Source organism: Streptomyces sp. NPDC037301 (assembly GCF_055602785.1).
Window position 1 is genome coordinate 241,061 of record NZ_JBVJWD010000001.1, and the last position, 25,243, is coordinate 266,303.

General features: G+C 68.7%; 28 protein-coding genes and 1 tRNA gene. 16 read left to right on the top strand and 13 right to left on the bottom strand.

The features are described from left to right. The first annotated feature begins 32 nt into the window (after nucleotides 1-32). From ACZ7IB_RS01180 to ACZ7IB_RS01225, 10 genes are all read left to right on the top strand, one after another. The gene (locus tag ACZ7IB_RS01180; RefSeq protein WP_470908151.1) at nucleotides 33-722 is read left to right on the top strand and encodes a DUF2637 domain-containing protein; all 690 of its coding nucleotides are present in this window, start codon (nucleotides 33-35) and stop codon (nucleotides 720-722) included. Between the two features lie 12 nt (nucleotides 723-734). Continuing rightward, nucleotides 735-914, top strand: coding sequence for a hypothetical protein (locus ACZ7IB_RS01185; RefSeq protein ID WP_470908153.1), 180 nt, complete (start codon nucleotides 735-737; stop codon nucleotides 912-914). Between the two features lie 6 nt (nucleotides 915-920). Continuing rightward, complete coding sequence (locus ACZ7IB_RS01190; protein WP_103516645.1) at nucleotides 921-1,109, top strand: mobile element transfer protein; 189 nt, start codon at nucleotides 921-923, stop codon at nucleotides 1,107-1,109. Nucleotides 1,110-1,123: 14 nt separating this feature from the next. Further along, nucleotides 1,124-1,462: a SpdD protein gene (locus tag ACZ7IB_RS01195; protein ID WP_470908155.1), complete on the top strand. Its 339-nt coding sequence runs from the start codon at nucleotides 1,124-1,126 to the stop codon at nucleotides 1,460-1,462. A gap of 1 nt (nucleotide 1,463) precedes the next feature. Then, nucleotides 1,464-1,700 carry a hypothetical protein gene (locus ACZ7IB_RS01200; RefSeq protein WP_470908157.1) on the top strand — a complete coding sequence of 79 codons (237 nt, stop codon included), beginning with the start codon at nucleotides 1,464-1,466 and terminating at the stop codon, nucleotides 1,698-1,700. 93 nt (nucleotides 1,701-1,793) lie between these two features. Continuing rightward, nucleotides 1,794-1,976 (top strand): hypothetical protein, encoded by a 183-nt coding sequence (locus ACZ7IB_RS01205; RefSeq protein ID WP_470908159.1) that lies wholly within the window; start codon nucleotides 1,794-1,796, stop codon nucleotides 1,974-1,976. Next, nucleotides 1,973-2,152: a hypothetical protein gene (locus tag ACZ7IB_RS01210; protein WP_470908769.1), complete on the top strand. Its 180-nt coding sequence runs from the start codon at nucleotides 1,973-1,975 to the stop codon at nucleotides 2,150-2,152. Before ACZ7IB_RS01205 ends, ACZ7IB_RS01210 begins: the two co-directional genes overlap by 4 nt. After that, a complete protein-coding gene (repSA, locus tag ACZ7IB_RS01215; protein WP_470908161.1) occupies nucleotides 2,149-3,555 on the top strand; it encodes a replication initiator protein RepSA in 1,407 nt (468 codons plus the stop codon). Before ACZ7IB_RS01210 ends, repSA begins: the two co-directional genes overlap by 4 nt. Continuing rightward, nucleotides 3,552-3,764 carry an excisionase family DNA-binding protein gene (locus ACZ7IB_RS01220; protein ID WP_470908163.1) on the top strand — a complete coding sequence of 71 codons (213 nt, stop codon included), beginning with the start codon at nucleotides 3,552-3,554 and terminating at the stop codon, nucleotides 3,762-3,764. Before repSA ends, ACZ7IB_RS01220 begins: the two co-directional genes overlap by 4 nt. Next, nucleotides 3,764-4,900: a tyrosine-type recombinase/integrase gene (locus ACZ7IB_RS01225; RefSeq protein ID WP_470908165.1), complete on the top strand. Its 1,137-nt coding sequence runs from the start codon at nucleotides 3,764-3,766 to the stop codon at nucleotides 4,898-4,900. The genes ACZ7IB_RS01220 and ACZ7IB_RS01225 overlap by 1 nt, the downstream gene beginning before the upstream one ends. A gap of 100 nt (nucleotides 4,901-5,000) precedes the next feature. Here ACZ7IB_RS01225 and ACZ7IB_RS01230 read toward each other — a convergent pair. After that, nucleotides 5,001-5,075 (bottom strand) — tRNA-Val (locus ACZ7IB_RS01230). Between the two features lie 227 nt (nucleotides 5,076-5,302). Here ACZ7IB_RS01230 and ACZ7IB_RS01235 point away from each other — a divergent pair. The 4 genes from ACZ7IB_RS01235 to ACZ7IB_RS01250 all read left to right on the top strand — a co-directional run bounded on the left by ACZ7IB_RS01235 (nucleotide 5,303) and on the right by ACZ7IB_RS01250 (nucleotide 8,564). Beyond that, nucleotides 5,303-6,067: a DUF4097 family beta strand repeat-containing protein gene (locus ACZ7IB_RS01235; protein ID WP_470908166.1), complete on the top strand. Its 765-nt coding sequence runs from the start codon at nucleotides 5,303-5,305 to the stop codon at nucleotides 6,065-6,067. A 71-nt stretch (nucleotides 6,068-6,138) separates the two neighbouring features. Continuing rightward, nucleotides 6,139-7,524 (top strand): hypothetical protein, encoded by a 1,386-nt coding sequence (locus tag ACZ7IB_RS01240; RefSeq protein WP_470908168.1) that lies wholly within the window; start codon nucleotides 6,139-6,141, stop codon nucleotides 7,522-7,524. Between the two features lie 145 nt (nucleotides 7,525-7,669). Next, nucleotides 7,670-8,260 (top strand): DUF4383 domain-containing protein, encoded by a 591-nt coding sequence (locus ACZ7IB_RS01245; protein ID WP_470908170.1) that lies wholly within the window; start codon nucleotides 7,670-7,672, stop codon nucleotides 8,258-8,260. A 76-nt stretch (nucleotides 8,261-8,336) separates the two neighbouring features. Further along, nucleotides 8,337-8,564 carry an FmdB family zinc ribbon protein gene (locus ACZ7IB_RS01250; RefSeq protein ID WP_114244342.1) on the top strand — a complete coding sequence of 76 codons (228 nt, stop codon included), beginning with the start codon at nucleotides 8,337-8,339 and terminating at the stop codon, nucleotides 8,562-8,564. A gap of 32 nt (nucleotides 8,565-8,596) precedes the next feature. Here the strand turns inward: ACZ7IB_RS01250 and ACZ7IB_RS01255 are convergent, their stop codons facing one another. Genes ACZ7IB_RS01255 through ACZ7IB_RS01270 form a run of 4 tightly spaced genes read right to left on the bottom strand, consistent with a single transcriptional unit; the run spans nucleotide 8,597 to nucleotide 13,927 of the window. Next, nucleotides 8,597-9,256 carry an O-methyltransferase gene (locus tag ACZ7IB_RS01255; RefSeq protein ID WP_266361700.1) on the bottom strand — a complete coding sequence of 220 codons (660 nt, stop codon included), beginning with the start codon at nucleotides 9,254-9,256 and terminating at the stop codon, nucleotides 8,597-8,599. A gap of 48 nt (nucleotides 9,257-9,304) precedes the next feature. Continuing rightward, nucleotides 9,305-10,180: an HAD family hydrolase gene (locus tag ACZ7IB_RS01260; RefSeq protein ID WP_470908172.1), complete on the bottom strand. Its 876-nt coding sequence runs from the start codon at nucleotides 10,178-10,180 to the stop codon at nucleotides 9,305-9,307. Beyond that, complete coding sequence (locus tag ACZ7IB_RS01265) at nucleotides 10,177-12,735, bottom strand: phosphoribosyltransferase (RefSeq protein ID WP_470908173.1); 2,559 nt, start codon at nucleotides 12,733-12,735, stop codon at nucleotides 10,177-10,179. Before ACZ7IB_RS01265 ends, ACZ7IB_RS01260 begins: the two co-directional genes overlap by 4 nt. 28 nt (nucleotides 12,736-12,763) lie before the next feature. Continuing rightward, a complete protein-coding gene (locus ACZ7IB_RS01270; protein ID WP_470908174.1) occupies nucleotides 12,764-13,927 on the bottom strand; it encodes an HpcH/HpaI aldolase/citrate lyase family protein in 1,164 nt (387 codons plus the stop codon). A 219-nt stretch (nucleotides 13,928-14,146) separates the two neighbouring features. On the opposite strand from ACZ7IB_RS01270, the gene ACZ7IB_RS01275 reads away from it, so the two are divergent. Then, nucleotides 14,147-15,004, top strand: coding sequence for a TerD family protein (locus tag ACZ7IB_RS01275; protein ID WP_470908176.1), 858 nt, complete (start codon nucleotides 14,147-14,149; stop codon nucleotides 15,002-15,004). Between the two features lie 85 nt (nucleotides 15,005-15,089). On the opposite strand, the gene ACZ7IB_RS01280 is transcribed toward ACZ7IB_RS01275, so the two are convergent. From ACZ7IB_RS01280 to ACZ7IB_RS01305, 6 genes are all read right to left on the bottom strand, one after another. Continuing rightward, entirely contained in the window at nucleotides 15,090-15,824 is a 735-nt protein-coding gene (locus tag ACZ7IB_RS01280) for a TerD family protein (RefSeq protein ID WP_470908177.1), read from the bottom strand. A gap of 140 nt (nucleotides 15,825-15,964) precedes the next feature. After that, on the bottom strand, nucleotides 15,965-17,107 hold the full coding sequence (locus tag ACZ7IB_RS01285; protein ID WP_470908179.1) for a DUF475 domain-containing protein: 1,143 nt from the start codon (nucleotides 17,105-17,107) through the stop codon (nucleotides 15,965-15,967). Nucleotides 17,108-17,179: 72 nt separating this feature from the next. Continuing rightward, nucleotides 17,180-17,755 carry a TerD family protein gene (locus tag ACZ7IB_RS01290; RefSeq protein ID WP_470908181.1) on the bottom strand — a complete coding sequence of 192 codons (576 nt, stop codon included), beginning with the start codon at nucleotides 17,753-17,755 and terminating at the stop codon, nucleotides 17,180-17,182. Between the two features lie 181 nt (nucleotides 17,756-17,936). Continuing rightward, nucleotides 17,937-18,512 carry a TerD family protein gene (locus ACZ7IB_RS01295; protein ID WP_072483704.1) on the bottom strand — a complete coding sequence of 192 codons (576 nt, stop codon included), beginning with the start codon at nucleotides 18,510-18,512 and terminating at the stop codon, nucleotides 17,937-17,939. Between the two features lie 147 nt (nucleotides 18,513-18,659). Next, a complete protein-coding gene (locus tag ACZ7IB_RS01300) occupies nucleotides 18,660-19,118 on the bottom strand; it encodes a peroxiredoxin (protein ID WP_093895495.1) in 459 nt (152 codons plus the stop codon). Between the two features lie 206 nt (nucleotides 19,119-19,324). Beyond that, a complete protein-coding gene (locus ACZ7IB_RS01305; RefSeq protein ID WP_114244351.1) occupies nucleotides 19,325-19,762 on the bottom strand; it encodes a DUF3052 domain-containing protein in 438 nt (145 codons plus the stop codon). A 468-nt stretch (nucleotides 19,763-20,230) separates the two neighbouring features. Between ACZ7IB_RS01305 and aceE the strand changes: the two genes are divergently transcribed. Then, entirely contained in the window at nucleotides 20,231-22,972 is a 2,742-nt protein-coding gene (gene aceE / locus ACZ7IB_RS01310; protein ID WP_470908183.1) for a pyruvate dehydrogenase (acetyl-transferring), homodimeric type, read from the top strand. Between the two features lie 64 nt (nucleotides 22,973-23,036). Here the strand turns inward: aceE and ACZ7IB_RS01315 are convergent, their stop codons facing one another. Further along, nucleotides 23,037-23,399 carry a peptidase inhibitor family I36 protein gene (locus tag ACZ7IB_RS01315; protein ID WP_470908185.1) on the bottom strand — a complete coding sequence of 121 codons (363 nt, stop codon included), beginning with the start codon at nucleotides 23,397-23,399 and terminating at the stop codon, nucleotides 23,037-23,039. Between the two features lie 175 nt (nucleotides 23,400-23,574). Next, nucleotides 23,575-25,185 carry an MFS transporter gene (locus tag ACZ7IB_RS01320; protein WP_470908187.1) on the bottom strand — a complete coding sequence of 537 codons (1,611 nt, stop codon included), beginning with the start codon at nucleotides 25,183-25,185 and terminating at the stop codon, nucleotides 23,575-23,577. Between the last annotated feature and the right edge of the window lie 58 nt (nucleotides 25,186-25,243).

Below are 25,243 nucleotides of genomic sequence, written 5' to 3' on the forward strand. Positions count from 1 at the left end.
CCCGGCCCACCCCTTCGAAAGGAGGTGAACCCATGTCCCGCACCATCCGCCTCGACGCCGTTCTGATCCAGGCCGTCATCGCCGGTGCCCTGTCCTTCTCCCACCTGCATGACCTGGCCCTGGCGGCCGGACAGGACGGCTGGAAGGCGTGGGCCTACCCGATCAGCGTGGATCTACTGCTGGTTGCCGCCTGGCGCCGCATGCGCACCCACGCCGGCAACCGCCCCGCCTGGGTCTGGTTCGTGATCGCCCTGGCCGCGTCCCTGGGCGCGAACATCGCCACCGCCGGACTCCTCGACCTGGACCACGTTCCGGCCTGGCTCCGCATCCTCGTCGCCGGATGGCCCGCCCTCGCCTTCCTCGGCGGCACCCTCCTCGCCCACACACCCGCCCCCGTCGACGAGCCAGCCGAACCCGAACCGGCCCCGGTCCTGGCGCCGTTGGCCGACTCGGAACCGGAACCGGACATCACGGTGGAACGCGAACCCGAACCCGCCCCGGAACTCCCGCCCGTTCCCGAGCCTGCCCCGGGCCCGGCAGTGGCTCCGGCTCCGGCTCCGGCTCCGGCCATGACCGTTCCCCCAGCCCTGCTCGACCACGCCCGGAAGATCGCGGACACCCACCACGCCACGACCGGCAACCGGATCGACCCCAGCACTCTGCGCACCCGCCTCGGCGTCCCCGCTCCGCTCGCCGACGCCATCACCGCCCAACTCACCTGACAGGAGAACCACATGCGACCGTCCATCCGCGCCGCACTCGAACGCTCCGCCGAACTCACCCGCAACAACCGGCTCGTTGACGGCATGGAACTGGGAGAGACCGCGATCCGCCAGGCCACCGACGACGAACACCCCGAGATCCGCCAGTGGCTCACCGACCACGCCGACGACTTCGTCGGCCGGAACGACTGACCTCCCATGCCGCGCCCGAACCGCTTCACCAATGTGATCCGCATCGGCCCCGTACAGGTCGGCACCCACTACGACGGCCGTGGCCGCACCAAGCACACGGCCGCCTGCACCGCCCCCGGCTGCAACTTCTCCGCCGACTACCACGGCCGGGCCGCCGCCGAACTCGCCGCCCGAACCCACCGCTGCAACCCCTGAAAGGAGACCCGCTCATGTTCACGCCGAAGTACCCGACCCTCGACACCGCACCGACCCCGGCCACGTCTCTCGTGCAACCGCCTGCCAGCCTCGCGCACCCGCCGGCCTGCGACTGCCACCACACCCCCACCCCCACCGCCGCCTCGGCCCCGGTACCTGTACCGGCTTCCCGGTCCGGGATGCAGCTCACCCCCGGTGCGCTGGTCGTCGCTGTCGCCGGTGGGACCGCCGTGGTGCTCGTCGTCGGCGCGGTCCTGGTCTCGATGCTCCTCGCGGTCGCTATCACCGCCGCGTCCGTCGCGGTCTGCGCGGTCGTCCTGCGCTCGCTCCTCAACAACCAGAAAGGCCACTGACATGGGTCTGTTCAGCCGCAAGAACAACGACACCCCGAGCAATCCCGCCATGACCGAGCTGGGCCGAGAGTTCGCCATCGCCCGCCGTCACAGGGACCGCAAGACCATGCGCCGCATCGGCCGCGAGTACGAAGCGACCGCGACCGGTGAGACCGACGCCGCCTCATTCCAGCGCGGCCAGGACGCCTACGACGCGCTCCCGCCCATCAAGGCCTCGCGCCGCAACCGGCGCCGCTAACAGCCCCCGGGGCGGCCTCAACCGCCAAGTTTCCGCCGCCCCGGGCGCCTTCCCACCTTCCAGATCTAGCTGACCCGAAAGGGAGATCCCATCATGCCTCAGCACACCGCGCCCCGGCCGATCTGTGGCCACTGCGACGGCTTCCCCATCGTCGTCATCACCACCGGCCAGACCACCGCCACCGGCGAGCGCCAGACCATCACCGCCGACTGTCCCGCCTGCCACGGCACCGGCCACACCACCCTCGCCCGCACCGACACGCGGGTCGGGGTGTGATCGCCGTGGCCCTCCTCGACTGGAGCGACAAGAAGCACTTCGACCACACCGGCGACAAGCCGTGCGTGATCTGCACCGAGCCCACCCCGCTGCGGTCCGACCGGGGCAAGCCCGTCCACAAGGTCTGCGCCGAAGAGTGGATCGACGCCCACACCCCGAAGGACAACGAGCAGTGATCGACACCGCCACTGCGGCGGGCTTGGACCCGATCACCCTGGGAGACCTTCTCCGGGTGGCCGGGGCCACCGGCTTCGACCGCTGGGAAGAACAGATCCGCCGCACCGGAGGATGCGCCGAGCCCATCCACCTCACTGGGGCGACCAAGACCATCGACCGTGCGACCGGTACCGTCCTGCACTCCTACAGCACCGACGCCGAACCTGGCGGACGGCTTCGCGTCGCCTGTGGCAACCGCCGCGCCTCCCGTTGCCCAGCCTGCGCCTGGACCTACGCGGGCGACACCTACCACCTCATCCGTGCCGGGCTGACCGGTGACCCCGCCAAGGGCACCCCGCACACCGTGCGCGATCACCCTCGCGTCTTCGCGACTCTCACCGCCCCGTCCTTCGGCCCCGTCCACAACCGCCCCGGAAACCGGCCCTGCCGCTGCGGCACCCACCACCCCGATAACGCGCCCGAACTCGGCACCGCCCTCGACTCCGAAACGTACGACTACGCGGGCGCGGTCCTGTGGAACAACCACGCCGGACACCTGTGGCGCTACGTCACGATCTACCTGCCGCGGGAACTCGCAGCCCGCGCCGGAATCACCCAGCGCGAACTGAAGGAACAGCTCCGCGTCTCCTACGGCAAGGTCGCCGAGTACCAAAAGCGCGGGGCCATCCACTTCCACGCCGTGATCCGCTTCGACGGACCCGGCGGCCCCGATTCCCCGCCCCCGGCCTGGGCCACCCTCGACCTGCTCACCGACTCCTTACGCGCCGCCGCCGCCCGCGCCGCAATCCCCCTGCCCGCCGTAGGGGACCACGCCGCCCGCGTCCTGCGCTGGGGCACACAGCTCGACGTCCAGCCCATCGGCGCCTTCGGCAACGGCGAAGACCTCACCGAACAGGCCGTCGCCTCCTACGTCGCCAAATACGCCACCAAAGCCGCCGAGACCACCGGCACCGTCGACCGGCGCATCGGCGAACTCGCTGAACTCGACAAGCTCCCCGACCTGCCCGACCACACCCGCCGCCTCATCCGCGCCTGCTGGGACCTCGACCCCGCCTACCCCGACCGGCGCCTATGGCAATGGGCTCACATGCTTGGCTTCCGCGGCCACTTCTCCACCAAATCCCGCCGCTACTCCACCACCCTTGGTGCCCTGCGACAGGTCCGTGCCGACTACCGAGCCGACCAGCAACGCGCCGCCCTCGGCCTGCCCAACCCCGACGACCATCCCGAAGCAACCACGCTCGTCGTCGCCCACTGGTCCTACGCCGGCCACGGCCACACCCCCGGCGAATCCTGGCTCGCCGCCAACATCCGCCGCGACATCCAGCACAACCGCGAACACGCCCGAGAACACCGCGCCGAACTGCAAGACCAACTTGCTCTGGAAGGAGCCGCAGCATGAAGGACCGGCTGATGAGCGTTCCAGAAGTCGCCTCGTACCTCGGAACAACGGAACGCTTCCCCCGTCGCCTGATCGCAGAGCGCCGCATCGTGTTCGTCAAGGTGGGGCGGCATGTCCGCATCCCTGAGCGGGCCTTGGTCGAGTTCGTGGCTGCCAATACGGTCCAGCCGGTGGCCACACCTCGCCGCCGGTTCGGGGCGGTGGCCTGATGGCGAACATGAAGGGGAAACGGCGCCGCTTCGGTGCGGTGCGGAAACTGCCGTCGGGGCGATTCCAGGCTCGCTACCAGGGACCGGACGGACTACTGCGATCGGCTCCCGAGACGTTCCCGTCGCAGACCGATGCCGATCGGTGGCTGGTCCGCAAGGAAGCGGAGATCCTCGACGGCCGGTGGAAGAACCCCGACGACCGGGTTCTCTTCGGGGTGTACGCCGACGCATGGTTCAAGGAGCGCGGCTACGCGGCGACAACCCGCGAACGCAATGGCAGTGCCCTGCGACTGCACATCCTGCCCACCTTCGCAAGCCTGGTCCTTAGCGAGATCACGACACCGCAGATCCGCCGCTGGCGTGCCAGCCTTCTGGAGTCCGGTGTCGGTGAGCCGACGGTCGCCAAGGCGTACCAGATCCTCCGAGCCATCATGAACACCGCAGTCGACGACGAGGTGATCCAACGCAACCCCTGCCGCATCAAGGGCGCCGGGGCTGCCAAGACAGCAGAGCGCCCGTTCCTCGACGCCTCCGAGGTGTTCCAGCTCGCCGACGCCGTGCCATCCCGCTTCCGGGTGTTCATCCTCCTGGCCGCTTTCACCGGCCTTCGCTTCGGGGAACTGGCCGCGCTCCAGCGCCATGACATCGACCTGGAACGGCGAACCGTCTCCGTGCGACGTGCCCTGGCCGAGACCCGCACGGACGGCATCCTGGTCAAGACGCCCAAGAGCGCGGCAGGTGTGCGCACCGTCGCCTTCCCAGCCTCGCTGACGGAGAGCCTGGCCGCTCATCTCGCTGCCTACGCCGAGCAGGGTCGCACCGGGCTGGTCTTCACCGGAGCACGCGGCGGGCAGCTTCGCCGGAACAACTTCCGCCGCCTGTGGCTGCGGGCTCTGGAGACGACCGGCCTCGGAGACGTCCACTTCCACGATCTGCGCCACACCGGGAACACCCTCGCCGCGACCGGCGGTGCGACCACTCGGGAGCTGATGCAGCGGATGGGTCACTCCTCGGTGCGTGCCGCGCTGATCTATCAGCACCTGGTGAACGGCCGTGATCACGCGATCGCCGCCCACGTCGACGAGCAGATCAGGAAGGTCCGGCCGGCAGAGCCCGGCGACGCATCTGGCACGTAACTGGCACGACGCCTCTCCCCCGCCTCCGCGGCTGAGGAACGATCAAGGCCCAGGTTCCCGGTTTGATGCCGGTGGCCTGGGCCTTTGTCGTGCTTACTGCTGGTGGGCGCGGACGGTTTCGAACCGCCGACATCTGCTTTGTAAGAGCAGCGCTCTACCCCTGAGCTACGCACCCGTGGATGAGGCAACAGCGTACATGGACTACGGCCCGCGGTCACAAACGGTGCCGGGAACGGCAGGGAACAAGGCGGCGGGGACCATGACGCAGCCGCGGCGGCGTCCGGGGGATATCCCCACCCCTCATACGGTAGCCGTCCGGATTCTGCCGGGTGGGCCGGCGTACGTACGGTGAGGCGCACACCGTCGGGACCGCCCGCCGTACGACCTGGGGGAAAGATCATCGTGGCACTCCGTACCCGCACTCTCATCGCGTCCGGTGGGGCCCTGCTGCTCGGTCTTGCCCTCACCGGCTGCGGCAGTACGGATCCGGGCGAAGCGCCCGCCGAGCACAAGTCCTTCGCGCTCAGTGGGAAGACGCTGACCATCAACTCCGGTCACACGTCTCTGGAGCTCGTACCGGCCGATGTACGGAAGGTCGAGGTGACCCGTCATGTCGACGGGTGGGTGGTTCTCGGGAACGGGCCCGATCCCGAGTGGAGGATGCAGGACGACACGCTCACGCTCCAGGTGAAGTGCAGGGCCGTGATCAGCGACTGTGCCTCGCAGCACCAGGTCAAGGTGCCGCGCGGGGTGGCGGTGGTCGTCAAGGGGGACAACGGGAAGGTCGTCGCGTCCGGCTTCGACACTCCCCTTACGCTCCACGCCGACAACGGGAAGGTGACCGTCCGGGACTCCAGCGGGCCGCTCGAACTGGGGAGCGACAACGGTGGCATCGTCACCGAAGGGATCTCGGCCAAGTCCGTATCGGCTCGGTCCGACAACGGCGGGATCCGGCTGGGGTTCATCTCCGCGCCCGATCTCGTGGACACCGAGAGCGACAACGGAGGGATCACCATCGATCTGCCGGGCGGCTCCGTGAGGTATGCGGTGGACGCCGTCGCCCACAACGGACGCGTCTCGGTGGGCGCGCCGCGCAGCGACGACAGCAGCCACGTGGTGAAGGCTCGGAGCGACAACGGCCAAGTCACGGTCCGAAGCGTGAACTAACCGGCCCGTGTGTTCGTCCTTACCTGGTGGGAGAATGTACCGGGCAGGGCGAAACGGCACGGGAGAGGGATGTGACGGCGACACACGCGCGGCCGCAGGCGAGAGCGGGTGAGAGTTCCGCCGTCAGGGATGTCAGGGGTATCGCGGACGTCCTCGTGCTGATGCTGCTGCCGGTGCCGCTGCTCGCCGCCGCGTTGCCGGCCGCGTTCGCCGGTGGCGGTACGAGGCGCTGGTTCGGCGGGCGCGGGGAGAGTCAGCGCGCCGATGCGCAGGCCGCGAAGGACGCAGCCGCTGCCGCCTTCTACGAGCTGGACACGGCCCAGCGCGATCTGCGGATCTCGATCGAGACGATCACCGCGGTGGACAGCTCGCCCGGTGCGCGCAAGGCCGTGGATGACTTCGCTGCTCTCGGGCGGCGGATCGACGAGGCCAGTCATACGTACATCACCGCGGTCGACGCACACGACCTGGACCGGGACGATCTGGAGCCGGCCGTCGCGGCCCGCGCCAGGACCGAGCTGACCACGGCCAAGGACGAGCTGGTGCGGGTCAAGGGCGAGCTGGACCGGTTCGCGCAGGGGCTCGGGCCGCTGCTGGGCAACGCGGAGACGCAGCTCGCCCGGCTCGCGCCCGCCGTGGAGCGGGCCCGGCAGGCGCTCCTCGGTGCGAGCAATGCTCTCGATGCGGTGCGGGCGTCCGGACTGCGGGCGGACGACCTCGCCGCGCGGCTGGCGGCCCTCGCTCCCGAGCTGACCAAGCTCAACCAGGGCGCCGGCCGGCACGGCGTTCCGGAGACCCTGCAGCGTGCCGATCGGGTGCTGCGCGATGCCGAGGCGGTACGGGCAGAGGCGGCCCAGTTGCCCGAACGGGCCGCCGAGATCGACCACCGGCTGGTGTCGCTGCGTACTCGCGCCCAGGCGTTGACGACCCGAGCGGGCTCCGTGGAGCCGGTGCTGAGCGAGCTGCGGCGGCGGTTCTCTGCAGCGTGCTGGCAGGACCTCCAGCCGGTGCCGGAGCAGGCGGCAACCAATGTGCGGCAGGCCGAGGAGAAGCTGAAGGAAGCCGCCAAGGCGCGGGACGAGCAGCGGTGGGCCGATGCGACCTCCCGGCTGAGCACGGTGCGCGCCCTGCTGAACGCCACGGACGAGGCGGTGTCCGCTGCCGGCGACCGGCTGCACCGGCTGAACGATGTGGCCAAGGACCCGCAGCAGGAGATCCAGCGAACCCGGTTCGCGATCCGGGACGCCCAGCGCCTGGCCATGGCCGGGCGCAACACGCCCGATCCGCGTCATGCCCGTCCGCTGGACGATGCCGTGGCCCGGCTGGAGCGTGCCGTCGCCGGTCTGGAGGGACGCCACCCCGACTACTGGCACTTTCTGACCGAGACCGAAGCGGTACGGCAGACGGCTGCGCGGGTGGTCTCCGAGATCCGTGAGGAGCGCGGGGCCGGCGGGTGATGCGGCGGGAGCGGCGGGAGCGGCGACAGCCCCTGATACGTCATACGCCGGGTTCCGATACGCCGGGTTCGGGTCCTTTGGACCTTCTGATGTGCGGCGGCATCCCCGTGGGCGGATCCTGGTAGTACGCGCGAAGGAGGCCGAAATGGCCACCCATGTACTGCACGCCACCGGACGACAGACCCCGCGCCGCCGCCGTAAGGTCACCCAGCTCGACAAGCACCTTCCGGTCGATCACCGGCTGAACCGCGTCTACCGGGTCGGGGCGGGACTGATGGGGCTGGTGCTTCTCGCCTTCGGAATCCTGGGGCTGATCGACAAGATCGGCTTCTTCAGCACCGGCGGTGCCACCGTCGCCGGCCTCAACACGAACGGTGCCCTCAGCGTCCTGTCCATCTGCGTCGGCCTGCTGCTGTTCATCGGGATGGTGATCGGCGGCAACTTCGCCTCGACGCTCAACATGATTCTGGGCATCGCCTTCATCCTCAGCGGATTCGTCAATCTCGCGCTGCTCGAGACCGACTACAATTTCCTCGCCTTCCGCATCCAGAATGTGCTGTTCAGCTTTGTGGTCGGCCTGATGTTGATGATGTTCGGAATGTACGGGCGGGTCAGCGGCGGCCTTCCGCACGACAACCCGTACTGGCGGGCCCGCCATCCCGAGGAGGCCGAGCGGGAGATGCGGATGGACCGGAAGGCAACGACGACGACGATGCCGGTTGTCCGCCGTCCGTAAGCCGTACTACGCCTCCGTACCACCGGTCGGCCGTCGTGTCTGTCTGCCCCGGGCCGGCGCCGGATAGCCTGGGGCCATGCCTCGTTACGAGTACCGCTGCCGCTCCTGCGGAGACACGTTCGAACTCAGCCGCCCGATGGCTCAGTCCTCGGACCCGGCCTCCTGCCCCGCCGGGCACGCCGACACCGTGAAGCTTCTCTCCACCGTGGCCGTGGGCGGCTCGTCGGCCAAGTCCGCGCCCGCCGCCCCGTCGGCCGGCGGCGGGGGCGGTGGCGGCTGCTGCGGCGGGGGTTGCTGCGGCTGAGAGCGGGCAACCGGAGTCGCGGCCTGCGGCTGCTACCGCTTACGGGAGAGCGTCAGCCCGTCCGACACGGTGAGCAGCACGCTGTCCATCCGCGGATCGGCGGCCACATGGTCGTTGAATTCCTTGATCGCCGCCGCTCCGCCGGTCGCCTGCGGGTCGGTCACCCTGCCGTGGAAGAGCACGTTGTCCGTGACGACGAGACCGCCCTGCCGCATCCTGGGCACCAGTTCCTCCCAGTACGGGATGTAGTTGCCCTTGTCCGCGTCCAGGTAGGCGAGGTCGATGTGCGGCTCGGCCGGCATCGCCCGCAGTGTGTCGAGCGCGGGGGCGATACGGAGTTCGATCCGGTCGGCGACGCCCGCCTTCTCCCACGCCTCCCGGCCGTATGCGGTCCACTCCTTGGAGACATCACAGGCGATCAGCCGCCCGTCGGCGGGCAGCGCCTGTGCCATCGACAGGGCGGAGAAGCCGGTGAACGTCCCGACCTCCACGATGTGCCGGGCCCCGGTCAGCCGGACGAGGAAGGCGAGCAGCGGTCCCTGTTCCTCGGCGGACTGCATGCCGGCCTGGTCGGGGAGGCGTGCGTACGTGGTCTCGACGAGCTCGCGCTGCACCGCGTCGAGCGGTGGGTTGTGCGCCAGCATGTATGCGTACAGCTCGTCCGTGATCTTGGTTTCGTTGCCCTTGGTCATCGCATGCTCCTCGTTGGTCCCACCGGGCCGGAACCGCCCGTCCCGTCCTCACATACTGGTACCGCTGGACGAGGGCGCCTGCCCCGGACCCGAAGCCCGGAGGAAGTGGCGCAGGATCTCCTCGCCCGCCGCCACACCGTGTTCGGCCGTCACATCGACGTGCGGGGCGCTCCAGCCGGTGTCGGCGAGTTCGCCGTGGGCCGGGCGCCAGGCGCGGTCGGCGGCCAGGAGCAGATCGGCGTCGAGGAGGCTGTCACCGGCCGCGAGGGTGAGCGTGGCGCCGGTGCGCCGGGCGACCTCGTTCATGGCGGCGCTCTTGGTGAGCGGGCCCGGCACGGCGTAGATCTTGCGGCCCTGGAGGGAGACGGTCCAGCCGCGAGTCTCCGCCCAGTCCCCCAGTTCCTTGACCCAGCCCTCGGGCAGCAGCGCGCGTTCGACGACGAGATAGGCGAAGAGGTCCTCGGCGACCCGTTCCTTGAGCAGCCAGGCGGGGTCGGCCGCGGCCAGGAGATGGGCGCGGACCTCGGCGAGCGAGGCGCATTCGTCGGCGAGCCTGCGGGAGACCTGCGTCTGCCAGTCGAGGTCGGATTCGCCGTCGACGAGGAGGTGTCCCCCGTTGGCGCAGATCGCGAACCGCGGTGCGGGACCGGGGAGATGGATGCGCCCGTACTGTTCGCGAGTACGGGTGGTCGTCGGGACGAAGACCGTGGTGCGGGCGAGTTCGTCGAGCAGTGTCGCGGCCGTCTCGGTCATATAGGAGAGCGGCTTGTGGTCGTACACCTCTACGCAGAGCAGCCGGGGGGCCTCGGCGTCCGGCATGGAGAGCTGGAGCGCCGCCGTCGAGTAGATCAGGGTGCGGTCGAGGTCGCTGGCGACCAGTGTCACGGGGGCGGTCCCGGTGGCCGGGGTGGCCGGAGTGGTCACTTCGACTCCACCGCCTTGCCGTCCGCGCCCGTCGCGCCCCTGGTGTACTTCGGATGGATCAACCCGACGCAGGTGTACGGGAGTTCGTCGACCTCCTCGACGGGTACGCCCCGCTGCTCGGCCAGCAGGCGGATGTGCTCGAGGTCTGCGCCCGCGCCGCGCTTGGCGAGGATCTTCCACGGGATGCGGCGCAGCAGTACGCGGGTCGTCTCGCCGACGCCCGGCTTGACCAGGTTCACATCGTGGATGCCGTACTCCTCGCTGATGCGTTCCACCGCGGCCCAGCCTTCCCAGGTGGGTGCGCGGTCGGCCGCGAGCAGCTCCTTGACCTCGGCGTCCACGGCGTCGACGACGTCGTCGAAGTGGTCGGTGACGGTGTCGAGGAAATGGCCGGACACATCGGTGTCCGCAAGCTCCCGGTAGAACTTCGCACCGTGGAAGTCGTCGGGTCCGACCAGGTCGGAGCGGAGGACGGTCCGCGAGATCAGCCCGGACACGGTGGAGTTGAGGCAGGCGGACGGTATGAGGAAGTCCTCGCGAGTGCCGTAGGTGCGGACGCAGCCGCCCGGGTCGGCCAGGACCGCGATCTCGGGGTTGAATCCGTCGAACCCGTCGAGTGCCGCGGACAGTTCACGTGTGATCGCCCCCTTGCCGGTCCAGCCGTCGACGAAGACGACATCCGCCGGATCGTGGTGGGCGGCCAGCCAGCGCAGGGCGTTGGCGTCGATGCCGCGGCCCCGCACGATGGAGACGGCGTAGTGCGGCAGATCGAGTCCGTGCCGGTGCCGGGCCCAGCGGCGCATGAGTACGCCGACGGGGGTGCCGGCCCTGGCGAGCGAGACCAGTACGGGACGAGCGGAGGGGGTCCCCCCACGCTTTCGGCTGTGGGGGAGCTCGGCAAGGACCGTCTCGGTGACGGTGCCGACGGCGCGGGCGACGCGTGCGGCCGACAGGTCCAGCGCCGCCTTGAACAGGCTCTGGTACTGGGCGGACGGCTGGTACTCGACGGGAAGCGACTCGGCGTAGTGCGCGCCACCGCTCTGTATCGCCTCCTCGCGCTCCTCGGCGGGCGCCTCCAGTTCGGTGTCCGAGAGGTCCTGGAGCAGCCAGCCGACTTCGTCCGGCGCATAGGAGGAGAAGGCGGGGCCGCGGAGGGGCTCGGGCAGCATGGGGGGTTCCTGCCGTTCGGAGACGTACGAGGGGAGGCCCGACGGGACGTACGAGGGGACGACCGCGAGCAGGACGTGGTCGGTGTGCGCGGCGAGCTGCGCCAACAGGCCGTCGGGGGCGTGGAGTTCGGGGGTGTCGGCGGTGGAGTCGACGGTCACGACCACGGCGTCGAAACCGGCGCCCGCGACGTTGTACGCGTACCGGTCACCGGGACCGTCGGCCGGATTGTCGTGGGCCGGGAAGACCAGCCGGCTGCGTATCGCATAGCCGGGATCGTCCACGGCGAGGACGGGGGAACGCGTGGTCGTCGAGTAGCGCACCTCGGCGCCGGTGTGGTCCTCCAGGGCCGTGCCCAGGCGGAGGGGGGCGTACATCAGCTCCTCGAAGCCGAGGATCAGTACGCGGCGGGCGTCGCCCAGTGACGCGGCGATACGGGCGGCCATGGCCGGGAGGACCGGTTCGAGGGCGGCCCGGTGGGCGGGGGTGAAACCGTGCCGTCCGCCGTCGGGCACACCGGCGGGCCACTGGAGGTCCACCCGGGTGAACGGTCGGCGCCCCTGTTCGACGGCCGCTCGGGGGGCGGCGGGACCGGCCCCCTCATGCGCGGTGACCAGTGCCTGGCCCTTCTCCAGGACGCCCTCCGGGAGGGTGACCGTGCCCGAACTCCTCGCCACCAGGTCGACGCGTGCGCCGATCTCAGCGGCGAACTCGGTCAGCCTTCCCTGGTCGGCCGGCGACCGCATGTCCACCAGGGCGACGACGACGTACCGGCTCCGCGGGTATCGCTCGTGCAGCGCGCGGATGGTGTTGAGCACGGTGTTGCCCGTGGAGAATTCGTCGTCCACGAGCACCAGCGGCGCGTCCGCGTATGCATCCGTGTCTGCGTCCGTCGGGCCGCACTCGCCCGCCAGCAGGTTCGGGTCCTCCGGAAGCAGCAGGTGCGAGGTGGCGTGCGAGTGCGACTCCTCGAAGCCGCCCGCCCGCTCCACGCCCTCGACGGGGCGGCGCGTCGAATGCAGGTACGGCGCCACGTCGAGCCCGTCGGCGACCGCGTGGCCGAGACCGGTGGCCGTCTCCGCGTAACCGAGCACGACCGCCCGGCGCGCCTCGGCGTCACCGAGGAGTTCACGCACCCGGCGGCCGAGCTCGAATCCGACGCCGTACACCATGGAAGGCTTCTGCGGCACGTGCTTGCCGAGCACGTTCGACACGAGCAGATGGGCCCGCTTGGGGTTGCGGCGCAGGGCGAGGCCCAGCAGGTCCCTCAGCTCCCTGTCGCCGTCGGGCTTCCCGTCGCCGACGAGCTCGACGCCCAGTCGCTGTGCCACCCAGCTACCCGACCACACCACGTTCGCCGTCTCTTTCCTTGCCGCGCGCTCGCTCATCGAGACACGCTCGTTCCACGAGGCCCGCTCATTCCGCGAGGCCCGCGGCCAGCAATTCCACGAAGCCGACGTCTTCCCTCGCCACGCCGAAGGCCTCGGCCCTCTGCAGGGTCCGCTCGGCCCAGGCACGGTGCGGCTTCACTTCATTCATCTTGTTCGTGTACGCGGAGCGCATGACGCCACCGCCGCCGCGTTCCGGCCGCAGGATGTCCTGTGCGTCGCTGAACTCCTCGTGGCTGACCACGGAGAGCGCATGCACGGGCGCGACGTGCGACGGGTGGATGCAGGTCTTGCCGAGCAGGCCGTTGGCCCGGTCGAGCTCGATCTCGCGCAGCAGGCCGTCCAGGTCGTGCTCGATCAGTGCCGTGCGCAGTTCCTCGGCCCGGCCCTCCAGAAAGGGGCTGCGGCGCAGCTGCGGTTTGAACATGCGCTCCTGGAGCCGGAAGTATTCCCACACCGGGCCGGTGATCGTGAAGCCCGTGCCGTCCGCCCGGCCCAGCACATTGACCACGTCGGCTATGACGGCGCCGACGATCTGTACGTCGTACGCAGTCATGTCGGGCGCCCTGCGGAGCCCGTAGGCCGAGCAGAAGTCGGTGACGCCGAGCCGCAGTGCGAGCACCCGCTCGCGGTACTTGTTGACGGCGCGGGTGATTCCCCGGAGTGTCTCTCTGCGGGTTTCCAGATGCAGCAGCTCGGGCGATTCGAGAACGGGCATGGCGAACAGGCGCTGCCCACACGCCTTTTCGGCGTTGTTGAGCGCTTCCATGAAGGGCACGCCACGCTCTTCGGTGAACTTCGGAAGTACAAAACCAGACAACAATCGGACGCTGCGGCCGAGCCGACTCACCAGGTCCACCATCTGGCCCGGTTCCCGGACCCGGATGAAGAGCAGGGGCACCTCGGATCCGCGCGCATCGAGGTCTGCGAACTGTCTGACCAGATTCTCCTCGGCGCCGTCCACCTCGGAGTCATCGATCGAGTCCTCCAGGCACAGCACCATCGAGACGACACCGCGCCCGGCCTGCTTGATGACATCGTCAGCAAGTCGCGGCCTGGTGGCAGGGCTGTACAGGGTCGCTCCCAGTGCGGCCGAAAGCATGCCGGCCGGCGAGTCCGCACCGAATTCGCGCGGCTCCTGGTAGAACAGACCCTCTCTCGCAGCGGGTGCAATATGCCCGAAATGACGCATGTGATTCCCCCGAACTGCCTGACAGACCGGACAACGTGTGGCCGGTAATAGTACGTACGGACGGGTGTCAACAGTTCCCCACGTGCATGAATTCCGGGTAACTCGTCCATTTCCCGACGGGTCCACGTGCTGCGGACAACGTGGTTCCGAGGCACTGCCGAGACATCCGGTGCGCCCCCGCGTTGTCCGCACAGGCAGCCAGCAGGCAGGATGACGGGCATGACGCACGCGATGGTGAAAGGCTCGAACGTCCCTCTGGACGCCATGGCCGTACGGGCCGTTCTGTGCTGGACCCCGGGAGCCGGGGTTCCGGATGTGGACGCCTCGGCGCTGCTGCTCGGAGCCGATGGCCGCGTGCGCTCGGACGAGGACTTCGTCTTCTACAACCAGCCCCGCCACCCCTCCGGCCTGGTGCGACGGCTACCGAAGCGCAGTGTCCCCGAGGGGCTCACGGACAGCATCGAGGCCGACCTCAACGCGCTCGACCCCTCGGTCGATCAGGTGGTCGTCGCCGCATCCTCCGACGGAGCCGCATTCGCTCAGGTGCGCGATCTGCGCATCCTGCTGTACGACGCGGCGTCGGCGAGCGGGGACCCGCTCGCCGTCTTCGATGTGCGGCCGGAGACCGGCGAGGAGACGGCGATCATCTGCGGCGAGCTCTACCGGCGCGGCGATGGCTGGAAATTCCGGGCCGTGGGACAGGGCTATCCGACCGGTCTGGTCGGTCTGGCGACCGCCTTCGGTATCTCGGTCGACGAGGCGGAGGCCGCGGCGGAGCCCGACCCGGCCCCCTCGCCGGTAATGGTTCCCTCGCCCGTAGCAGCGCCCGCTTTCCCGCCGCCCGCGCCCGCGTTCCCGCCCGCGCCGGCCCCCGGCCCCGACTCGCAGGCCACCGTCCAGCACCAGCAGCCCGCCTACGGCTACCCGCAGCCCGCTCCCCAGCCCGCGTACGGGTATCCGCAGCCTGCCGCCGCCCCGCCCGCCTACGGCTACCCGCAGCCTGCCGCGGCTGCGGCGCCGGCCCCCGACCCGAATTTCGTGCTGCCACCGCAGGGGCCGCAGTTCGTACGGTCCTGAGACGACCACGAGACGGCCGTGGGACGCGGCCCCGGAACGGCCCCTGAGGTGGCCCTGAACCGCCTGCGGTCCGTCCGGCGTCGACTCAGGTCCGGGACTTGTAGCCCCGTCCCCACTGCATGCCCCAGCCGTACAGCCGGTCCAGCTCCGACTGGAATCCGTACACGAACTTCACCTCGCGCCGCACGATCAGCTCGTCCTTGATGTTCTCCACCGTGAACACGGCGCAGGAGCGGGCCTGCGAGGCTCGCTCGTCGAGTTCGATCTCGATCCGCGGGCCGTTGCCCGGGTAGAGCGTCACCTTGGCGTGCGTACGGTCGAAGGCAGGCGTCTGGTCGTAGATGTAGACGAAGAACAGCAGCCGCTTGATCTGGTCGCGCTGGTCGAGATTGACGTAGACGGTCTCGCCCGACGGTGCCCCGAAGCGGTCGTCCCCGCTGAGCCGGATGTACGGCGGCCCGTTCAGGTCGCCGATGAGGTTGCCCAGGGGCTGGACCACGCCCTTGGTGCCGTCCTTCAGCTCGTACATGCAGCCCAGGTCCAGGTCGACATTGACCATGCCTTGGGTGTGCGCCTGGACCACATCGGGCTGGAAGAGCTTCATGGGGCGCAGCAGCCGGCCGCTCTGCCGCGACCTGCCCTCGATGTCGGACGTACGCATCCGCCAGGAGAGGTTGACCCGCAGATTGCCGGTCAGCGCACCCTGCTTGGTCAGCGAGACCGTGGCGTGCCGCCTGGAGAGCACGATGGAGTTGGTCGACGCGTTGCCCGACTCGAACTGCGCCTCCCGCCTCGGCCACAGGCTGTCCCAGAACGCCATCCCCAACCCCCACACATATCGGTAGTGCACCGGCCCCGCACACATCACTGCGGGGCGGCCGCCGGGCCGGGTCCGGGTGTCCCGGAGAACCGTCGCCGTACGGACCGCCCCGCTGAGAGCGTTCCTCAATCCCTACCGGGTCACACCCCGGACGGGACTTCTGCCTTGGAACCTGCGCCGTCCCCGCCTTCGGCCTCCAGCGCCTTGTTGCGCCGGACGGAGGACCAGAAGGACCAGGCGATCAGCACGACACCGACGAGACCGGTGATGAGCTCGTGGATCTGGTACTGGATGGTGACGAGGAGGAGAACGGCCAGCGCGCCGATGGCGTAGTGGGCACCGTGCTCCAGGTAGACGTAGTCGTCGAGGGTGCCCTGACGGACCAGGTAGACCGTGAGAGACCGGACGTACATGGCGCCGATACCGAGGCCGAGGGCCATCAGCACGATCTCGTTGGTGATGGCGAAGGCGCCGATGACACCGTCGAACGAGAAGGACGCGTCGAGCACTTCCAGGTAGAGGAACATGAAGAACGCGGCCTTGCCGGAGAGTGCGACCACGGAGAGCTTCTTGCCGCTCTTCCTGGCCTCCGCCTCGGCCTCGTGCTCCCGCTCCTCCTCTTCCTCCAGCTTGTTCTCGAAGAAGCCGGAGAGACCGCCGACGATCAGGTACGTGATCAGACCCGCGACTCCGGAGAGCAGGACGGTCTCCGCCTTGTCCGCGTGGCCGCCGCCGTGCTGGTGCGCGTTCGTCGCGACGGTCATGGCCGCGATCAGCAGCACGATCAGCGCGATGCAGACCGACAGCATGTCGACCTTGCCGAGCTTGGCGAGCGGGCGCTCGACCCAGCGCAGCCACTGGATGTCACGCTCCTCGAAAATGAAGTCGAGGAAGATCATCAGCAGGAACATGCCACCGAAGGCGGCAATCGCCGGGTGGGCGTCCGTGACCAGTTCCTGGTAGCGATCGGGCTGGCTGAACGAAAGATCGACCGCTTCGATCGGGCCGATCTTGGCGGTGATGGCCACGATCACGACGGGGAACACCAGCCGCATACCGAAGACCGCGATGAGCACACCGACCGTGAGGAAGATCTTCTGCCAGAAGGCATTCATCTTCTTCAGGATTCCGGCGTTGACCACCGCATTGTCGAAGGACAGCGAGATCTCCAGGACGGAAAGAATCGCAACCACTCCGAAGGCTTCCCACCCCCCGTAGATCACCGCTGCGACCAGGCCGAGCGCGGTAACCGCGAACGACCAGCCGAAGGTTTTCAGAAGCACTGGCTACCCCATCGTGTTATGTAACGGGTCTCCCCCGGGTGTGTGCGGGGCTCCCCCGCGCCGTGCGCGGTTTTACGAAACGTTGACCCCGAAGTCTAGAGCGATGCCACGCAGCCCCGACGCGTACCCCTGTCCCACTGCACGGAACTTCCACTCGCCGTTGTACCGATAGAGCTCGCCGAAGATCATCGCGGTTTCCGTCGAGGCGTCCTCGCTGAGGTCATAACGCGCGAGTTCCTGACCGTCCGCCTGGTTCACCACGCGGATGAACGCATTGCTGACCTGACCGAAGGCCTGCCCTCGATTGTCCGCCTCATGGATCGAGACCGGAAAAATGATCTTGTCGCAGTGCGCCGGCACCTGAGTGAGATTCACGATGACCGACTCGTCGTCGCCCTCGCCCTCACCCGTGAGGTTGTCGCCGGTGTGCTCCACGGAGCCGTCGGGGCTCGTGAGGTTGTTGTAGAACACGAACCATTCGTCGCCGAGCACCCGGCCCGACTGGCACAGCAGCGCGCTGGCGTCGAGGTCGAAGTCGGCGCCCGTGGTGGATCGTGCGTCCCAGCCCAGACCGACCAGCACCTGGGTGAGGTTGGGTGCGGCCTTGGAGAGGGAGACATTGCCTCCCTTGGCGAGCGTGACGCCCATGGTGTGTCCTCCCCGAGTCGATGAACCGTCTGTTGAGCCGTTGAACTGTTCAGCAGCCGGAGCTTGAGCTGCTGAACGGGCTGTTCAGCGCGTCCGGCGCCGCACGGGGTGCGGCCCCGGACGGGGTACATGCCGGCGTGGCCCGGGCTGCGCCTCGGTGGCCCGGCCCGGTCGCGCGTTGTCAGACGTTGACGCCGAAGTCCTGCGCGATGCCGCGCAGCCCCGAGGCGTAACCCTGACCGATGGCACGGAACTTCCACTCCGCCCCATTGCGGTACAGCTCACCGAAGACCATGGCGGTCTCCGTCGAGGCGTCCTCGCTCAGGTCGTAACGCGCCAGCTCGCTGTTGTCGGCCTGGTTGACCACGCGGATGTACGCGTTGCGCACCTGGCCGAAGCTCTGCTGGCGGGTCTCGGCCTCGTAGATCGAGACCGGGAAGACGATCTTGTCGACATCGGCCGGAACGCCGGCCAGGTTCACCTTGATGACCTCGTCGTCGCCCTCGCCCTCACCGGTGAGGTTGTCACCGGTGTGCTCGACGGATCCGTCGGGGCTCTTGAGGTTGTTGAAGAAGACGAAGTTGCCGTCGCTGCCGACCTTGCCCTCGGCGTTCGTCAGCAGGGCGCTGGCGTCGAGGTCGAAGTCACCACCGGTGGTGGTACGAGCATCCCAGCCCAGACCGACGATGACCGCGGTCAGGTTGGGCGCGGCCTTGGTCAGCGAGACGTTGCCGCCCTTGCTGAGGCTGACTCCCACGAGTCCTCCCATTGGTTTCCTTGGGGGCCGGCGGGCGCCGGCGCCTCCACGTTGCGTTGGCATCCGATCAACGAGTGGATCCTAGTGACCGGTTCCCGGCCAAAGCAGGCTTTTGGCCGGGACGCCCGCAGATCCTCCGCTCCCGGATCAGAGCGTGTCGAGCGCCTTGATGTAGTCGTTGAGGTCGCGCGCGTCGGGCAGACCGTTGACGACGGTCCAGCGCACCACGCCCTCCTTGTCGATGATGAAGGTGCCGCGCACCGCGCAGCCCTTCTCCTCGTCGAAGACGCCGTATGCCCGCGAGGTCTCGCCGTGCGGCCAGAAGTCCGAGACCAGCGGGTACTCGAGGCCTTCCTGCTCGGCGAAGACGCGCAGGGTGTGGATGGAGTCGTTGGAGACGGCGAGCAGCTGCGTGTCGTCGTTCTCGAACTTAGGCAGCTCGTCGCGGAGCGCGCAGAGCTCACCCGTGCAGACGCCGGTGAAGGCGAACGGGTAGAACAGCAGCACGACATTCTTCTCGCCGCGGAAGTCGGAGAGCTTCACGGTCCGGCCGTGGTTGTCCTTCAGCTCGAAATCAGGGGCCTGGGTGCCGACCTCGATCGCCATGAAACGCGTCCCTTCGCTACGTTCACCGGGCTGGGCTGTCCGGGTGGTCCCACCCTACGCAGAGCCCGCAGCAGGCCACGCAGCGCCCGCACGGGGGCACCCTGCACCCCAGCCGTACGAACAAGGCGCCCGGCAAGCGCACGAAGAAGACCCCCGGCGGCTCATGCCGTCGGGGGCCTTCAGGGCGAGTGTGTGGCGAATACGGTTCAGCGCTTGGCTTTGGCCGCCTTCGGTGTGACCAGACGGCTTCCCGTCCAGTCCTTGCCTGCATTGATGCTCTTGGTCTGGGAGAGACCGGCAGTCTGTGCAGCCTCGTTGATGTCGCTCGGTTCGACGTATCCGTCACGGCCGGTCTTCGGCGTCATCAGCCAGACCGCACCGCCGTCCTCGATCAGACCAATGGCATCCACCAGCGCGTCCGTAAGGTCGCCGTCCTCGTCGCGGAACCACAGCAGGACGACGTCTGCGACGTCGTCGTAGTCCTCATCGACGAGATCCTGGCCGGTAGTGGCCTCAATGCCCTCACGGAGCTCCTGCTCGACGTCGTCGTCGTAGCCGATCTCCTGGACCACTTGTCCGGGCTCGAACCCCAGGCGTGCTGCCGGGTTGGTCCGCTCCTCCGCGTGGTCCGCGGTCGCGCTCACGGGTTGCCTCCTGATCATGTTTCGGAAAATGCTTCAGCCACGCGCGTGCGCGGGGCGTTGGCCGTAGTCCACACGGGAGCGGCGGATCGCGCAAGTACCCAGCGTCCGAGACCGCCTAAACGGTGACGTTCCCTGCCACGTCGCCGCACTGTCGGCCGGTCCCCTGCGGGGCCGACGCTACCGTCACACCCTTTACGTCCTTCCACAGCTTATGCCGTTTCGGTCCGCCATTCGGAGTCGTACATCCTTTGGGAACGCTTGGACGGGTTGGGCGTATGGTTGCGGTTTGGACCAGCACATCCCCGCGCTACGGACGCGATGTCTCGCAACACGGCGGTTACCCCTCGGTAGAGATGACGTTTGCGCCCCTGCGGTACACGATGGTGATGGCGTACATGCAGACATCCCGGGGGCATGTTCTCCCGTAACCAGGCCCCGTAGAGCAGCACCTAATAGCGAAGGAACAGCGTGGCTTCCGGATCCGATCGCAACCCGATCATCATTGGCGGCCTGCCGAGCCAGGTCCCGGACTTCGATCCCGAAGAGACCCAGGAATGGCTCGACTCGCTCGACGCCGCCGTCGACGAGCGAGGCCGTGAGCGGGCCCGTTACCTGATGCTCCGGCTCATCGAGCGTGCGCGCGAGAAGCGTGTCGCCGTGCCGGAGATGCGCAGCACGGACTACGTGAACACGATCGCCACGAAGGACGAGCCGTTCTTCCCCGGCGACGAGGAGATCGAGCGCAAGGTCCTCAACGCGACCCGCTGGAACGCGGCCGTGATGGTGTCGCGCGCCCAGCGTCCGGGGATCGGTGTCGGTGGCCACATCGCCACCTTCGCCTCCTCGGCCTCGCTGTACGACGTGGGCTTCAACCACTTCTTCCGGGGCAAGGACGACGGCCTGGGCGGTGACCAGATCTTCTTCCAGGGGCACGCGTCCCCGGGTATCTACGCCCGTGCCTTCCTGCTCGACCGGCTGAGCGAGGCGCAGCTCGACGCCTTCCGCCAGGAGAAGTCGAAGGCGCCGAACGGCCTGTCCAGCTATCCGCACCCGCGGCTGATGCCGGACTTCTGGGAGTTCCCGACCGTCTCGATGGGCCTGGGCCCGCTCGGCGCGATCTACCAGGCCCGGATGAACCGCTACATGGAGGCGCGCGGCATCGCCGACACCTCCCAGTCGCATGTGTGGGCGTATCTGGGCGACGGCGAGATGGACGAGCCCGAGTCGCTCGGCCAGCTCTCCATCGCCGCCCGTGAGGGCCTGGACAACCTGACCTTCGTGGTCAACTGCAACCTGCAGCGCCTCGACGGTCCGGTGCGCGGCAACGGCAAGATCATCCAGGAGCTGGAGTCGCAGTTCCGCGGCGCCGGATGGAATGTCATCAAGCTGGTCTGGGACCGTTCCTGGGACCCGCTGCTCGCGCAGGACCGCACGGGCATCCTGGTCAACAAGCTGAACACCACGCCGGACGGCCAGTTCCAGACGTACGCCACCGAGTCCGGTGCGTACATCCGTGAGCACTTCTTCGGGGGCGACCCGCGGCTGCGCGACATGGTCAAGGACATGACCGACGACCAGATCCTGCACCTGGGCCGCGGCGGTCACGACCACAAGAAGGTCTACGCCGCCTATGCGGCGGCCAAGGCCCACAAGGGCCAGCCGACGGTGATCCTGGCGCAGACGGTCAAGGGCTGGACGCTCGGGCCGAACTTCGAGGGCCGCAACGCGACCCACCAGATGAAGAAGCTCACCGTCGAGGACCTCAAGAGGTTCCGCGACCGGCTGCACATCCCGATCACGGACAAGCAGCTGGACGAGGGCTACCCGCCCTACTACCACCCGGGCCGCGACTCGGAGGAGATCCAGTACATGCACGACCGCCGCAAGGGTCTGGGCGGTTACGTCCCGACCCGTGTGGTGCGCGCGAAGCCGCTGGTTCTCCCCGAGGACAAGACGTACGCGACCGCGAAGAAGGGTTCGGGCCAGCAGTCGATCGCCACGACCATGGCGTTCGTCCGCATCCTGAAGGACCTCATGCGGGACAAGGAGATCGGCAGGCGTTTCGTGCTGATCGCGCCCGACGAGTACCGCACCTTTGGCATGGACGCGTTCTTCCCGAGCGCGAAGATCTACAACCCGCTGGGTCAGCAGTACGAGGCGGTGGACCGCGATCTGCTGCTCGCGTACAAGGAGTCGCCGACCGGTCAGATGCTGCACGACGGCATCTCCGAGGCCGGCTGCACGGCCTCGCTGATCGCCGCGGGTTCGGCGTACGCCACGCACGGCGAGCCGCTGATCCCGGTGTACGTCTTCTACTCGATGTTCGGTTTCCAGCGCACCGGCGACCAGTTCTGGCAGATGGCCGACCAGCTCGCGCGCGGCTTCGTGCTGGGTGCGACCGCCGGTCGTACGACTCTGACCGGTGAGGGTCTCCAGCACGCCGACGGCCACTCGCAGCTGCTCGCCTCGACCAACCCGGGCTGTGTCGCGTACGACCCGGCCTTCAGCTACGAGATCGCGCACATCGTCAAGGACGGTCTGCGCCGGATGTACGGCGGGACCCCCGAGGAGAACGAGGATGTCTTCTACTACCTCACCGTCTACAACGAGCCGATCCAGCACCCGGCCGAGCCCGAGAACGTGGATGTCGAAGGCATCCTGAAGGGCGTCTACCGCTACAAGAGCGCCGAGCGGGGCGAGATCCCGGCCCAGATCATGGCGTCCGGTGTGGCGGTCCCGTGGGCGGTGGAGGCGCAGCGGATCCTCGCCGACGAGTGGAACGTCAGGGCGGACGTCTGGTCGGCGACCTCCTGGAACGAGCTGCGCCGCGAGGCCGTGGACGTGGAGCGGTACAACCTGCTGCACCCCGAGGAGGAGCAGCGCGTCCCGTACGTCACGCAGAAGCTCTCCGGCTCCGAGGGCCCGTTCGTGGCGGTCTCGGACTGGATGCGTTCCGTACCGGACCAGATCGCGCGCTGGGTGCCCGGTGCGTACCAGTCGCTGGGTGCGGACGGCTTCGGCTTCGCCGACACCCGTGGTGCGGCCCGCCGGTTCTTCCACATCGACGCGCAGTCGATCGTCCTCGCGGTGCTCACCGAGCTCGCGAAGGAGGGCCGGATCGACCGTTCGCTGCTGAAGACGGCGATCGACCGGTACGAGCTGCTCGATGTGACCGCGGCCGACCCGGGCGCGGCCGGCGGCGACGCGTAAGCACGAGAACCATGGCCGAAGGGCGGCGGGACCTCCTGGTCCCGCCGCCCTTCGGCGTGTCCGGTCAGTTCTCCCAGACCTTGAAGGCCCTGACCTGGTACGGGGACTGGGGCACCCAGGTGCCGCCGCCCGGATAGGTCTCGAACTCACCCGTCTCGGCGCACTCCGCCGACTGGTACGTGGTGACGGGCCGGCCCGTGCGGTTGACGAGCGCCTGGACCTTGCTGCCCGCCGGCAGCGGGACACAGCTCTCGATGTCGATCGTGGACAGCTCGTGGATCTGCCGGGCGCCGGTGAAGTCCGGCTTCTCCCAGAGACAGAGCTGACCGCTTCCGCAGGCCCCTGGCCGGGCGGGTGCGGAGTGGGCCGCGGCCTGCGGAACCAGGGCGGTGGCGGCCAGGACGGCGGCAAGAACGGTCATACGCATGGAAATCGACCCCCGTGGTGGTGCGAATCAGTTGTACGCACCCTGACCTGCGGGGCGACGCCTGGGGAAGGGGTTGCGGGTCACACCACCCTGATAGGCGACAGCCCCGCCGGAACGGTCCGACGGGGCTGTTGTACGCACCGTGTTGACGCCTCGGGGGCATCGCGACGAGCAATCAGATGTGACCCGCGCCCGCGCCCGCCTCGGCATTCGCACCGCGCTTGGTGAGCGTGGCGACCAGCGCGGCGACCACCGCGACGATGCCGGCCACCATGAACGCCGTGTTCATGCCCGACACGAACGTGTCATGGGCGACACCCGCGATCTGCGCCGCGACCTCCGGCGGAGTGTTGCCGTCCACCGGCGGTACGCCGACCTCGACGGCCGAGGACGCGGCGTCCAGCTGCTCCGGCGTAAGGGGCGGAAGCTTCGCGGCCGTCCAGTTGTCGGCCAGCTTCGAATCGACCTGGGAGGCCATGACCGCGCCGAGCACCGCCGTGCCGAGGCTGCCGCCGACCTGCATGGCGGCCTGCTGCAGACCGCCCGCGACACCGGAGAGCTCCATCGGGGCGTTGCCGACGATGACCTCGGTGGCGCCGACCATCACCGGGGCGAGGCCGAGGCCGAGCAGACCGAACCAGATCGACATGGTCAGGGTGCCGGTGCCGATCTCCAGCTGCGACATGCCGAACATGGCGACCGCCGTGCACACCATGCCGCCGACCAGCGGAACCCGCGGGCCGAACTTGGTGATCGCGACGCCCGCGAGCGGCGAGGCGACGATCATCATCCCGGTCAGCGGCAGCAGGTGCAGACCGCTGTCGACGGGGCTCAGACCGTGCACGTTCTGGAGGTAGAAGGTGACGAAGAACAGCCCGCCCATGAAGGCGAAGGCCATCAGCACCATCAGGACCGCGCCCGCGGACAGCGGCACGGACCGGAACATCGCCAGCGGGATCAGCGGCTCCCTGACGTTCTTCTGGGAGAAGGCGAAGACCACGAACAGGGCCACGGCGGCGCCCAGGAAGCCGAGCGTCTTGTAGTCGCCCCAGCCCCACTCGGCGCCCTTGATGAGCGCCCAGATCAGGCAGAACATCGCCTGCGACAGCAGCACGATGCCGCCGATGTCGAAGGAGCGCGGCGCGTTCTCGGCGCGGTGGTCCTTGAGGATCACCAGGCCCAGCAGAAGCGCGATCACACCGACCGGCACATTGATGAAGAAGACCGACTGCCAGCTGACGTGCTCGACGAGCACACCGCCGAGGATCGGGCCGCCCGCGGTGGAGGCGCCGATCACCATGCCCCAGATGCCGATCGCCATGTTCAGCTTCTCGGCCGGGAAGGTGGCGCGCAGCAGGCCGAGCGCGGCGGGCATCAGCAGGGCGCCGAAGAGGCCCTGGAGCACCCGGAACACGATCACCAGTGCGACGCTGCCGGAGAGGCCGATGGCCCCCGATGCCGCGGCGAAGCCGACGACACCTATGAGGAAGGTCTGGCGGTGACCGAACCGGTCACCGAGCTTGCCCGCGGTGATCAGGGAGACCGCGAGGGCGAGCATGTAGCCGTTGGTGATCCACTGGACGTCGGCGAGCGAGGCGCCCAGGTCCTGCTGGATGGCGGGGTTGGCGATCGCGACGATCGTGCCGTCGAGCGCGACCATCATCACGCCGATGGCCACGGAGAAGAGCGTCAGCCAGGGGTGGCCGCGCAGCCCCTTGGCAGGTGCGGGCACGGCGGTGTCCTGCGGCTCCCGCGACGCCTTTTCGACGGTGGTCTGACTAGTCATGCCCGGGAGATTAGTGTCAGTCGCTGACAGTTGACAAACTGTTTCACAAGCCGGTAAC